Below are 12,594 nucleotides of genomic sequence, written 5' to 3' on the forward strand. Positions count from 1 at the left end.
GCGAGGCTCCGGCCCTCCATCACCGCGTTTTCGACGATCACCACGCTCGGTGACCTTCGCTTCACTCAGCGATCATCGCCGCCCTGGCGTCGCCGCCCAGGCGTTTCACTGACCTGCGGGCGCCTTCTTCTTGCGGACGAAGAACACCGCGCCGCCACCGACGACGACCAGCGCCACGGCGATGCCCGCGATCATCGGGGTGTTGCTGCTGCTACCGGTCTCGGCCAGGTCGCCACCGGAGGTGTCACCGCCGGTGCTGCCACCGGCCGACGCGGCGCTCGGCTGCGAGGAGGGGGTGTCGCTGCCGCCACCGCTGCTGGCGGTCTTGCAGTCGAGAACGCCGGAGAAGGTCTTCTCGAAGCCGTTCGGACCGGTGATGGTGAACTTGTAGCTCTGGTCCTCCTTCACCGGGGCGGTGACGGTCTTCGACTGACCCGCCTCGACGGTGTACTTCTCGCCCAGCAGCTCGAAGGTGAACGCCTCGTCGCCCTTGTTGCCGGCGGTGATGTCCACGCCGCCCTTGGCGCAGTCCTTCTCGGCGGAGACCGCCGGGACCGCACCCTTCTTCGCCCAGTTCGCGGTGGCGGTGGCGGAGACGGTGCTCTCGCTGGACCCGGCCAGGATCTGGGTCTGGCTCTTGGTGGCGCTGGCGAACGCGCGGCCCACCGGAACCTTGGTGGCGGCCTGGGCGGTCAGCGTGGCGGAGCCGTCCGCCGCGCCCTCCGGGACGTCGAAGTACACCTCGCCGCCGTCGGCGGCGCTGGTGAGGGTCTTGCCGCTCTTGTCGACCAGCTTGACGCCACTGCCACCGGCCTCGGTGCCCGGGGTCAGGGTGACGCTGTCGGCGTTGGTGTGGACCTTGACCGGGCCGAGACGCTCACCGGCCTTGCCGGAGACGGCCGGCGGGTCCAGGCTCAGCGACGCCTTGGGCTCCTCGAGGTTCTGGGCACTCTTCTCGAGGTAGTCGGCCAGCTTCTCGGCCTGCGGGTCGACCGCGTCGACCTTCGCATTGTCGGAGAAGCGCCAGATGGCGACCTGCGTACCCGCGGCGGCGGTCTTCTCGGTGAGGGCACCGGTGCCGGCCGTCTTCGCCAGCGCGCCGAGGTCGTTCACCTGCGGGTAGGAGTTCTGCAGAACCCAATTGATCTTGCCCGCGTCGGGGTTGTTCGCCAGCGACGTCTCGGCCCAGGACTTCTCCTCGTACTTGGCCTTGCTCTGCGTCGGGTTGTGCAGATCAATGCAGTACGTCTGGATGGAGCCGCCGTTGTCGACCGACATCTCGAAAAGACCGGCGCCGACCTGCTGGTCCTTGCCGTTCTCGTGAATGACGGCCTTGTCGAACGTCTTGAGACCGCCCAGCGTGGCGGTGGCGCCGCCCTGGCTCGGGGGCGCGTCATCGGCGGCGGCGGTGTCGGCGGTGAACAGCGCACCCGCCGCGACCAGACCGGACGCCAGCACGGCGGCCGCAAGGCGGGCAGCGCCCCGCCTCCTAACAGAAATCATGATTTCCCTCCGGGCGAGCACCAGTCAGTTGGTGCGCCTCGCCAGCGAACTCAAAACTCAGGAACCCCCGTTGGGCACGCACGGATCCTAGGGAGAAAAGCGGGGCACGTTCCCCACCAATACCTAGACCCAACCGATCCGAATCGGAATCGTTATCAATCTTCAGATCCCATATGAGCTGGGTTTATCGACAAGTCTCCCGTGTTCGCGGCCGCTCACGGGGAGGTTGTCCCGGTCAGTGTGTTTAGAAGCGGTTTAGCCTGTGAAACCCGGCGAAAAGCGGATGTACCTCGCGTGAGGTCATGGCCGACGGCCATCGCGTCGATCTCCGCGGTGACCCAGCGCCGGGACTGATGCGCGCCGCCGCCGGAATCCATACCCGGGGCCGCAGGCGCGGCCGCGCCTCCCCCTTCTCCCTGAAGCGGCCGGTCCCTCTCCCGCTCTCGCTCCCGGTCCCATTCGCGCTCCCGTACCCGCAACGTCCCATGGACAACGAGGGGTTCACCGAGCGATACCGACCCGGCGACATTCGCGGCGAGCGTGCGCCACGTCCAGACCGTGTAGAAACTCGTGTACGCGTCCGCCCACGCTTCCCGCCCCCGGTCCCACCGGCGCACCGTCACCGCCAGCCGGAACCGGGCCACCGCGACACCCGCCGCCGTCTCCCAGAAGTCGGGCCGCGTCGCGGCATTGCCCACCACGGTCACCCAGCTCTCATTCACCGGCTACTCCCCCATCAATTCCCGGCTCTGTCGTGCTGTTCGTGGACCATGCTGCCCGCGATCACGAGGCCCCGCCGGGCCCTGTGTACGACCCCGCGGTTGTGGACAACTCGGTCACCCGCCCGGGTGACCGCCCGTCACGCGCCGCCCGCCGCGATGACGTACTGCGCCCGGACCTCCCCGTACCGCGCCAGCTCCGCCTCCACCGGCTCCAGCACCCTCCTGGCCCCGCACTCGGCCGCCGCCTCCCGCAGCCGGCCCTCCACCGACAGGCCATGGCGCCGGGCGGGCCCCCGCGCCGCCACCCGGGAGCCCCACGCCAGCGCCGGGCCGACCGCCGCACCGCCCACCAGCAGCGCCGGCATCCACCACCGCGGCCCGCCGAACACCCCGGCGGTGGCTCCCAGCAGCCACAGCACCCCCACCACTTGGACCACCAGCAAGGTCACCTGAGCCACCGCCACCATCGACCACCACACGGGCCGGACCGGCTGCCGGTCCACCGCCGCGGCCGCCACCGCCTCGTCGACCGCCTCCGCCAGCCCTCTGCCGCCCCACCCCGCCGCCTCCCGTACGGCCTGCGCCCATGGGCCGGGCAGCCCGGCCGTCGCCTGATCCCCGAGCGTCCGTACGGCCTCCTCCACCGCGGGGCGCGCCGTCACCGCCTCCACCGCCACCGTGCCCGCCCGCGCGCCCGGGATCTCCATCCGTTCCGCGGCTCGGGGGGTTCGCGAGGCCCGGGAGCCTCCCGAAGCGCGGGCCTTCCTCCCTCGCACCCGCCCCCACGGCGTTCCGCACCACCACTCCGCGTCCCTCAGCCAGGCGCGCTCCGCCGCCTGTCCGGCCGCGGCGGCGCCTGCCGCCTCGGCCAGCCGGTCCTCGAATTCCGCCCGTGCCCGCTCGGTGAGCCCGACCGGCCCGTTGTCCGCCACATACTGCGGCCGCAGCCGCGTCATCGTGCCGTCCACGTCGGCCGACAGCCGGCGCTCGGCCGCCCCGCACTCGGCCGTGAGCCGCCCGAGCGTCTCCCGCAGCTCCCCGACGCCCTCGCCGGTCAGCGCGGACAGCGCGAGCACGGCCGCCCCCGGCTCCCCGTGCTCCCCGAGGGCGAGCCCGTCCTCGTCCAGCAGCCGCCGCAGATCGTCCAGCACCTGGTCCGCGGCCTCGCCCGGCAGCCGGTCCACCTGGTTGAGCACGACGAAGGTCACCTCGGCATAACCGGCGAGCGGCCGCAGATAGCGCTCATGGAGGACCGCGTCCGCGTACTTCTCGGGGTCCACCACCCACACCACCGCGTCGACGAGCCCCAGCAGCCGGTCCACCCGCTCCCTGTGGCCCGGGGCGGCCGAGTCGTGGTCGGGCAGGTCGAGGAGGACGAGACCGCGCAGCGCGGGGTCGTACGGATAGCCCGGGTTGCGCCGGTCCACCGCCGGGATGCCGAGCCGGTCCAGCAGTCCGTCGGCGTGGTCGGTCCAGGCACAGGCGAGGGGCGTGGCGGTGGTCGGACGGCGGATCCCGGCCTCGGAAAGGGGGGCTCCGGCGAGGGCGTTGAACAGCGTCGACTTACCGCTTCCGGTGGCCCCGGCGATGGCGACCACGGTGTGCCCGTAAGGATGCCGTCCCCGCGCGTCCGCCTCGTCGAGCACCCGCGCGGCCCCGGCGAGCGTGCGCCCCTCGAGCCGGGACCGGGAGAGCCCGACCAGCTGGCGCAGGGCTTCGAGCCGGGGCCGCAGGGTGCCCGTGGCGAAGCTGCGGACGCCGGCCTGGTACACGGCGTAGGGAGGGCCCCCGAAGGACCGCCGGGCGGTCTCCTCCTCCGGGAAGTAGCCCGCCGTGGCGTGGGGAACACCCGCCGTGGCGTGGGGAACACCCGACGCGGCGTGGGGAACACCCGACGCGGCCTCCTCCGGCCTCCCCTCGTCCACCGCGCGGGCCGGGCGGGCCCCGGTGCGTCCTCCGGTCCAGCGGTGCGCGCGCCGGGCGATCAGGCCGTCGTCCCAGGTGTGGCGGCCCCCCGCCGCCCGGTCTCCCCCGCCGCCCTCGTTGCCGCCATTGCCCTCCGTGGCCGTCACCGTCGGTCACCTCTCCTTCTGCAGTACGGACAGCGCGGCGATCAGCTCGACCTGGTGCTCCGGGGACATGTCCAGGGCGTCCAGCGGGGCCAGCCTGCCGTCGCGCTCCGCCCGCATGGCGCGTGCGACACAGCTGTCGAGCAGCCGTCCGCCGCGGTCGCCCAGGCGCAGCGCCGCATGCGCGCCCAGGGTCTCGGCGAGCTTCTCGCCCGCCTTACGGGCGCGGCGTCCGCCCAGCAGGGACGCGGCGAGCAGGGCGGCGATCTCCTCGGACGCACAGCTGCCCCCGTATTCGGCGATCCGGGCCCGGGCCTCCTCCTCGGCCAGCTCCTCGACACAGCGCCGCCAGTGCCGTACGGCCACGCCGATCCGCTCGGCGGCGCCGGGCGTGTCGCACGGAGCGAGCCCGGCCTGGGCGACCGGGTCCTGTCTGCCGGCCTCCGCGACCCGTTCGTCGGCGGTGGCGGCCGCACCGCGCAGCAGGGTGGCCAGGGAGTCGGTGAGAGCCGTAAGGAGCTCATCGGGGGTGCTGTCATGCGGCAGGCCGTGCCAGTGGGTGAGCGCGGCGCCCGCGAGCGGCGCGCCCTGCGCGATCTCGCGCCGCACCCGCTCCACCGCCTCCCCGTACGCGCCCTCGACCCGCTGGACCAGCCGCACCGCGGCCGCGTGCTGTGCCGCCGCGGCCCCGGCCAGCGCGGGCATCCGGGAGCTCAGCGAGGCGAGCGTCCCGGCGGCCGTGCGGGCGGCGGCGACGGTACGGGCGTACGGATCCTGTGCGTGCTGGGTGAGCCAGGACCGCAGGGCGGCGACGGCGGTGGCCGGCAGCAGCCCGCTGCCGCCGCCCGCGGACTCGGGCAGCTCGGGGATGGTGAAGCGCGGGATATCGCCGAGCCCGGCCGCCGTAAGGAGCGCGGCGTACTGCCGGGAGACCTCGGCGCCCACCTGGTGCGGCACCCGGTCCAGGACGGTGACGAGGGTGACGTCGTACTCCTTCGCGGTCCGCAGCAGATGCCAGGGGACGGCGTCGCCGTAGCGGGTGGCCGTGGTGACGAGCACCCAGATGTCCGCGGCGCAGATCAATTCCGCGGCCAGATCGCGATTTCGCGCGACCAGTGAGTCGATGTCGGGCGCGTCGAGCAGTGCGAGCCCCCGCGCCAGCCCCGGATCGGTCTCCACTCGCAGCGCCGCCGGCCCCTCCTGCGCCCGCCCCTCCTCGTCGTACGCGCTCTCCGCCCGCTCCCCCTGCGCCGGCACCCACACCCGGGTGAGCCGCGGCAGCACCCGCTGCCCGGCGAACCAGGGGTGATCGTCGGGGTGGCACACCAGCACCGGCGTACGCGTCGTGGGCCGCAACACACCGGCCTCGGTGACCCGTCGGCCGACCAGCGAATTGACGAGGGTGGACTTGCCCGCCCCCGTCGATCCCCCGATTACCGCCAGCAGGGGCGCTTCGGGGGCGCGCAACCGGGGCACGAGGTAGTCGTCCAGTTGAGCGAGCAGCTCGGCTCGGCTGCGGCGAGCGCGGTCGGCGCCGGGAAGGGGGAGCGGAAACCGAGCGGCGTCGACACGGTCGCGCAGTGAGGTCAGCGCGTCGAGCAGCCGGGGCCGTACGTCCAAGATCGCCACGTGGTGAAGAATGCACGCTTTTGGTGCCTTTTTGAAGCGTATGGTCACTCGTGCGCGTCAAAGAGACCCACCCGGATCACCCTAAAAGGGGCATGAGGCGGACGTGACGACAGGGGCGCGGGCATAACGAGTGCACAACACCCGTTCCCTGAGGCGTGAAAAACGATGCGAGTTTCGGACCTGCCTGCGATTATCAGACCGCTTCACCGAACCTCCACAACGTGCCACGGAGGTGAAGCAACCGGGGCGAGGCGCAAGGAGCCCTATCCTTGTCCCGGCAAGGTCACGGTCCGTCGAGTCCGGCCACCCGCACCACGGCCGTCCCGGCGGCCCCGCAGGCACCGGGGGCTCAGCAGCTCCGCGACCACCACCGGCCCCCGTAGCTCAGTGGATAGAGCAGGCGCCTTCTAAGCGCTTGGCCGCAGGTTCGAGTCCTGCCGGGGGCGCACCGGACCCTCTTCTCTACGCACGTAGCGAAGGGGGTCTTCTCGCTCTTCGGAGCCGATCCCACCGGCCACGGCACCGCCCCGGGCGCGCCTCGGCGGTCGGGGGCAGGCGCGGGGCCGGACTGTCCTACTCCATGCCCCGCTTGCCCGGCGCCCAGAAGGGCTTGGTGAGTACCGCGCGGCGGTCCCAGCCCGCCTCCTGGACGAGCACCTGGCGCACTCGCTGCACGGTGCGGGCCTCCCCGGCGACGTAGGCGATCCCGCCCGGGGCGGGGGCGAGGCGGCGTATCGCGTCCGGAAGTGAAGCGCTTCCCCTGGTCAGCCAGTTGAGGCGGTCCGAATGGGGCAGCGGCAGGCGGTCCGCGGCCGTTTCCGTCTCCACGCAGCCGGAGACCCGCGCCCCGGGCGGCAGTGCGGCCAGCATCGCGCCGAAGGGGACGGACGCCGTCTCCTCCCCGACGAAGACGTGGTGGGTGGCCTCGGGGCGGAGCGTGAACGACCCCTCGGGTTTGCCCAGCCGCACCCGCTCGCCGACCTGGACGCTCCTGCCCCAGCGCGCCCCCGGCCCCGCTTCGGCGTGGTCCAGTACGCACAACTCGACGGCACCGGAGGGGTCGTAGCGCCACACCGAGTACGTACGGCGGGTCAGCCCGGAGCCGACCAGGACGCGCACCTGCTGCCCGGGGCGGACGTCGAGCCCGGCGAGGGTGTGGCCCTCGATGCGCAGCCGGCGCATACGGGCGGCTATGGGTTCGGCCTCGGTGACGGTCCCGCGGAGCATCAGCAGGTCCAGGACCGGATCCAGCAGCGTGGGCATGGGAGGGCTCCTCGGGGAACTCAGGTGCGTGCGGGGGAAGTTGGGCAGCCACCGGCAGCCGGACGCGATAGTACGTGTTTCCGGCTGAATGCGATAGTGCGTGACTTGCCCCGGACCCGAACCCCGGCCGCGGCTCCCGGCTCCCGGCTCCCGGCTCCCGGCTCCCGGCTCCCGGCTCCCGGCTCCCGGCTCCCGAGAGAGGGTCAGTCCTTGCGGTCCCCGGCGTCGCCGCCCGTTTCGGGGGCGGGCTCGCCGTCGGTGCGCCCCGCCCCGGGGAGGGGCGGCCTGTTGGACGTGGTCACCTCGTGGAGGATGACCTCGGGGTGGTGGAGGTCGAAGGCGGGGGATTCGGAGCGAATCTTCGGCAGGGTGAGGAAGTTGTGCCGGGGCGGCGGGCATGAGGTGGCCCATTCCAGGGAGCGGCCCCACCCCCAGGGGTCGTCGACCTCGACCCGCTTTCCGTATTTCCCGGTTTTCCACACGTTGTAGAGGAACGGCAGGGTGGACAGGCCCAGGAGGAAGGAGCCGATGGTGGAGACCGTGTTCAGCGTGGTGAAGCCGTCGGCGGCCAGATAGTCGGCATAGCGGCGCGGCATGCCGGTGGCGCCCAGCCAGTGGTGCACCAGAAAGGTCGTATGGAAGCCGACGAACAGGGTCCAGAAGTGCATCTTGCCGAGGCGCTCATCGAGCATCGTGCCGGTGAACTTGGGCCACCAGAAATAGAATCCGGCGAACATCGCGAAGACCACCGTGCCGAAGACCACGTAGTGGAAGTGGGCGACGACGAAGTAGCTGTCGTGAACCTCGAAATCCATCGGCGGCGAGGCGAGGATCACCCCGGTCAGTCCGCCGAAGAGGAAGGTGACCAGGAAGCCGATGGACCACAGCATCGGTGTCTCGAAGGAGAGGGAGCCACGCCACATGGTTCCGATCCAGTTGAAGAACTTCACCCCGGTCGGCACCGCGATGAGGAACGTCGTAAAGGAGAAGAACGGCAGGAGCACCGCCCCGGTGGCGAACATATGGTGTGCCCATACCGTCGCGGAGAGGCCGGTGATGGCGACGGTGGCGCCCACCAGACCGATATAGCCGAAGACGACCTTGCGGGAGAACACCGGAATGATTTCGGTGATGATGCCGAAGAACGGCAGGGCGATGATGTAGACCTCGGGGTGGCCGAAGAACCAGAAGAGGTGCTGCCAGAGCATCGGCCCGCCGTTGGCCCCCTCGAAGACGACCGCGCCGAATTTACGGTCCGCCTCCAGCACCAGCAGGGCGGCCGCCAGGATCGGGAAGGCGAGCAGCACCAGGATCGAGGTGAAGAGGATGTTCCAGGTGAAGATGGGCAGCCGGAACATCGTCATTCCCGGAGCGCGCATGCACACGATGGTCGTGATGAAGTTGACGGCGCCCAGGATCGTCCCGAAGCCGGAGAGGGCGAGCCCCATCACCCACATGTCGCCGCCCACGCCCGGCGTGCGTGCCTTGCTGCTGAGCGGCGTATAGGCCGTCCAGCCGAAGTCGGCCGCGCCACTGGGGGTGAGCAGAGCGCCGATCACGATCAGCCCGCCGAAGGCGAAGAGCCAGTACGAGAACATGTTCAGCCGGGGGAAGGCGACATCCGGGGCGCCGATCTGCAGCGGCATGATCTCGTTGGCGAATCCGGCGAAGACCGGTGTGGCGAAGAGCAGCAGCATCAGCGTGCCATGCAGGGTGAAAGCCTGGTTGTACTGCTCCTGGCTGATCAGTTGCAGTCCGGGCCGGGCGAGTTCGGCCCGCATGACCATCGCCAGAAGGCCGCCGATGAGAAAGAAACCGAACGCGGTCACCAAGTACAGGTGTCCGATTTTCTTATGGTCCGTGGTGGTGAGCCAGTCGACCATGATGCTGCCGAGTTTGGTGGTTTCGGCGGGAGCTTCAAATTCGGGCTTGGTTGTCGTCGCCATGTCCGTGTCCGCTCCTCGGCAGGATGCATGTGTGGGCGGCCGGCGGCACCGGCCAACGCATACGTTGTATTGATTCGCCCACCATTACCGGAAGCGGGACGGCGATTCGGACCCGACTCGCCGTAGAGGATTTATATGTGCCGCCCTTATGGCTGTGGCTTTGTCTGTGCCGTCTTTCCCGACTCCAGCTGGGACTTCGCCTCGCGCAGGGCGCGGCGCACCTCCTGGCGGGGGTCCTGACCGGCCAGCCTGCCCGGCAGGGCGATGGCGAGCCGCGAGGGCCGATCCTTCGTCCGCGCCGCCAGCTCGGTGCCGCAGTTCCCGGGCGCCGGGCGGATCCGGATCTCCAGCCGGTCTCCGTAGCGCTCCAGCGGCTCCGGCAGCGCTTCGGCCCATACGTCCGTGGGCGGCCGGTTGACGGTGACCGTCTGCCATCGGCCGCCGTTCTGGGCGTCGGCCAGCCGGGCCATCCGCGACGGCCTGCGCCGCCATCGCCGGATCCCCGCGCTCACGACGATCGCCGCGGCGCTGAGCAGCGCCGACCTCACCCGTCGCACACGTGACATCGGTTCCTCCTGTCTTCCGGCATGAGGATGAGCAGGCGCCCCACATTCGGGCACACGCCTCTGCGGACATACTCCGCTCTCCGCACGGCACCCGCCCGTCATGGGCCAGGGTCCACCGCCGGTTACCCATGGCCGGATGGCCCAATCAGACGGCTCCGCGCGGGCGGGCGTTGGTGGAGACGGACCGTTTTCCCCGGCCCGATCCGGGTCACCCGGAAGGGTGACGTCGGGTCCGGCCGGACGGATTCCGAAAAACGTTCGACCGGACGAGGGGCCACCGAAGGGCGCCTGAGCTGGACCGTCGCGGACACCGGCGGTCGGGGCCGCACCATCCCCGACCGGTTTTGCCAGCCCAGAAGGCGTACATGGGAATCCCTTTACCATCCCATTCGTTCCACGCATGCCCCCCACGGAACAGAGAACGAACCCAGTGACAGTGAAGGAGTGGACGCCGCAATGGTGTTCAAACGAGTGCTCGGCTCGCTCGGGGTCGGTGGACCCGTCGTGGACACGGTCCTGGACCGGGAGCCGGTACGCCCCGGTGGGGTGGTGCGGGGGCAGGTGCGGCTTCGGGGCGGCGGCCGGGCCTGCGATATCGAGCACCTCACACTGGAGCTGGTCGCCCGGGTCGAGGCCGGGCACGGCGGCGAGGAGCGCGCGGGCGGCGTGGTCTTCGACCGCCTCCGGCTCAGCGGGGGGTTCCGGCTCGACACAAGAGAGCACAGAGACGTTCCGTTCACCCTTCACATACCGTGGGAAACCCCGCTCACCGAACTCTCCGGGCAGCCGCTGGGCGTCGCCCTGGGCATCCGGATCGAGCTCGCGTCGGCGGGCGCGAAGGACCACGGTGATCCGGATGAGCTGATCGTGCGCCCGCTGCCGGTCCAGGAAGCCGTACTGGGGGCGCTGGGGAGGCTCGGCTTCGGCCTCATCGCCGCCGATCTGCGGCTGGGCCATGGCCCCGGCACCGGGCAGACGCTCCCCTTCCACCAGGAGATCGAGCTCACTCCCGCCCCGCGGTACATCCACGACATGAACGAGCTCGCGCTGACCCTTCTCACCGGCCCCGACGGCATGGAGGTCGTCCTGGAGGCCGACAAGCGCGGCAGGCCCTTCTCCGGCGCGTCCTCCCCTGACACGTCCTCCCCCGCCGGGTCCTCTTCCGGCGGGTCGTTCCCCGGCCCGTCCTCCCCCGGCAAGCGACTCCCCGGCGGCCCTGCCGCCCTGGGCCGCCACACCGTGAGCCATGAGGACCTCGAGCATCGCGACTGGATCGCCGAGGTCGACTCCTGGATCCAGGCGCTCATCGCGGCCCGCACCGCCCACACGCCCCGCGCCGGGGCGACCACCTCGGGCATCACGGCCGGGACGGCGGCCGGGACCGCGGGCGGCATGGTCGCGGCCGGGCTCGGCGACGCGTTAGGGAACTTAGGGAGCTTAGGAGACTTAGACGACTTAGAGGGCGTAGAAGGCTTAGAGGGCTTGAAAGACTTAAAAAACTTGAGGAACGCAGGGCACGAGGAAGCGGGCCAGGGCTGAGACGCGCGGAAGGGCCGCGGATCTCCCCGCGGCCCTTCAGGTGCACCACCGGCGAACGGCTAGGAACGGCGCCCCACGGCATCGGGGTCGTCCACCGTCTCCCGTGACTCCTCCGTCACGCGATCACCTCCGTTCTCGGCCCCGGCCTCACCCCCGCCCTCGACCGCCGTCGCCGGAGCGGGCTCGCGGCGCGCCGCCAGTCGGGCCGTGACCTGCCGGGCGATGGGCTCCGTCCAGCGGGCGGTGAGCGGGCCGAGGACGACCAGGATCAGGACGTATGCCGTGGCCAGCGGGCCCAGCGAGGGTTCGATACCGGCGGTGACGGCGAGTCCCGCGATGACGATCGAGAACTCGCCCCGGGCCACCAGCGTGCCGCCCGCCCGCCAGCGGCCCCGTTCGGAGATCCCGGCCCGCCGCGCCGCCCAGTAGCCCGTGGCGATCTTCGTACTGGCGGTGAGGACGGCCAGCGTCATGGCGGGCAGCAGCACCGGGGGGATGCTGGCCGGGTCCGTGTGCAGACCGAAGAAGACGAAGAAGACGGCGGCGAACAGATCCCGCAGCGGGCTGAGCAGATGATGGGTGCCCTCGGCGACCTCCCCGGACAGGGCGATGCCCACCAGGAACGCGCCGACGGCCGCCGACACCTGGAGCTGCTGGGCGATCCCCGCCACCAGCAGCGTCAGCCCGAGCACCACCAGCAGCAGCTTCTCGGGGTCGTCGCTGGAGACGAAACGGGAGATGTGCCGGCCGTAGCGGACGGCCAGGAACAGCACCAGACCGGCCACGCCGAGGGCGATGGCCAGGGTGACGCTGCCCGCCGCCAGGCCCGCACCGGCCAGCAGGGCGGTGACGATCGGCAGATAGACGGCCATCGCCAGGTCTTCGAGGACCAGGATGCTCAGGATCACCGGGGTCTCGCGGTTGCCGAGCCGGCCCAGATCGCCGAGGACCTTGGCGATGACACCGGAGGAGGAGATCCAGGTGACGCCGGCCAGCACCACGGCGGCCACCGGCCCCCATCCCAGCAGCAGGGCCATGACGGCGCCGGGCAGCGCGTTGAGCACCGCGTCGACGAGCCCGGCCCGGTACTGGGTCTTGAGATTGCTGACCAGATCGCTGGCGGTGTACTCCAGGCCGAGCATCAGCAACAGCAGGATGACGCCGATCTCGGCGCCGGTCGCGACGAACTCCTCGCTGGTCCCCAGCGGCAGCAGCCCGCCCTCGCCGAAGGCCAGCCCGGCCAGCAGATACAGCGGGATCGGGGAGAACTGAAACCGGCCGGCCAGCCGCCCCAGCAGCCCGAGGCTCAGGATGACCGCACCGAACTCGATCAGAAAGACGGCAGACGAATGCACGG

The 12,594-nt window shown here is 71.2% G+C and carries 9 protein-coding genes and 1 tRNA gene; 2 read left to right on the forward strand and 8 right to left on the reverse strand.

Annotated features, from left to right (window positions below):
* Window positions 1-105 precede the first annotated feature (105 nt).
* From AS97_RS17480 to AS97_RS17495, 4 genes are all read right to left on the reverse strand, one after another.
* Window positions 106-1,503 carry an LAETG motif-containing sortase-dependent surface protein gene (locus AS97_RS17480; protein WP_210565244.1) on the reverse strand — a complete coding sequence of 466 codons (1,398 nt, stop codon included), beginning with the start codon at window positions 1,501-1,503 and terminating at the stop codon, window positions 106-108.
* Window positions 1,504-1,718: 215 nt separating this feature from the next.
* The gene (locus AS97_RS17485; RefSeq protein ID WP_086710331.1) at window positions 1,719-2,225 is read right to left on the reverse strand and encodes a single-stranded DNA-binding protein; all 507 of its coding nucleotides are present in this window, start codon (window positions 2,223-2,225) and stop codon (window positions 1,719-1,721) included.
* A gap of 137 nt (window positions 2,226-2,362) precedes the next feature.
* The gene (locus AS97_RS17490; protein WP_210565245.1) at window positions 2,363-4,297 is read right to left on the reverse strand and encodes a GTPase; all 1,935 of its coding nucleotides are present in this window, start codon (window positions 4,295-4,297) and stop codon (window positions 2,363-2,365) included.
* A gap of 6 nt (window positions 4,298-4,303) precedes the next feature.
* Window positions 4,304-5,914: a dynamin family protein gene (locus AS97_RS17495; protein ID WP_059145729.1), complete on the reverse strand. Its 1,611-nt coding sequence runs from the start codon at window positions 5,912-5,914 to the stop codon at window positions 4,304-4,306.
* Between the two features lie 382 nt (window positions 5,915-6,296).
* On the opposite strand from AS97_RS17495, the gene AS97_RS17500 reads away from it, so the two are divergent.
* Window positions 6,297-6,369, forward strand: a tRNA-Arg gene (locus AS97_RS17500).
* Between the two features lie 127 nt (window positions 6,370-6,496).
* Here the strand turns inward: AS97_RS17500 and AS97_RS17505 are convergent.
* The 3 genes from AS97_RS17505 to AS97_RS17515 all read right to left on the reverse strand — a co-directional run bounded on the left by AS97_RS17505 (window position 6,497) and on the right by AS97_RS17515 (window position 9,698).
* Window positions 6,497-7,186 carry a siderophore-interacting protein gene (locus AS97_RS17505; protein WP_210565246.1) on the reverse strand — a complete coding sequence of 230 codons (690 nt, stop codon included), beginning with the start codon at window positions 7,184-7,186 and terminating at the stop codon, window positions 6,497-6,499.
* 203 nt (window positions 7,187-7,389) lie between these two features.
* Window positions 7,390-9,132 carry a cytochrome c oxidase subunit I gene (gene ctaD / locus AS97_RS17510; protein ID WP_059145654.1) on the reverse strand — a complete coding sequence of 581 codons (1,743 nt, stop codon included), beginning with the start codon at window positions 9,130-9,132 and terminating at the stop codon, window positions 7,390-7,392.
* A 146-nt stretch (window positions 9,133-9,278) separates the two neighbouring features.
* On the reverse strand, window positions 9,279-9,698 hold the full coding sequence (locus tag AS97_RS17515; protein WP_059145653.1) for a hypothetical protein: 420 nt from the start codon (window positions 9,696-9,698) through the stop codon (window positions 9,279-9,281).
* A 456-nt stretch (window positions 9,699-10,154) separates the two neighbouring features.
* Between AS97_RS17515 and AS97_RS17520 the strand changes: the two genes are divergently transcribed.
* The gene (locus AS97_RS17520) at window positions 10,155-11,237 is read left to right on the forward strand and encodes a sporulation protein (RefSeq protein ID WP_086705889.1); all 1,083 of its coding nucleotides are present in this window, start codon (window positions 10,155-10,157) and stop codon (window positions 11,235-11,237) included.
* A gap of 59 nt (window positions 11,238-11,296) precedes the next feature.
* Here the strand turns inward: AS97_RS17520 and AS97_RS17525 are convergent, their stop codons facing one another.
* Window positions 11,297-12,592, reverse strand: a complete 1,296-nt coding sequence (locus AS97_RS17525) for a cation:proton antiporter (RefSeq protein ID WP_086705890.1) — start codon at window positions 12,590-12,592, stop codon at window positions 11,297-11,299.
* Between the last annotated feature and the right edge of the window lie 2 nt (window positions 12,593-12,594).

It is taken from the genome of Streptomyces sp. AgN23 (assembly GCF_001598115.1).
GTDB classification, from domain to species: Bacteria; Actinomycetota; Actinomycetes; order Streptomycetales; family Streptomycetaceae; genus Streptomyces; species Streptomyces antimycoticus.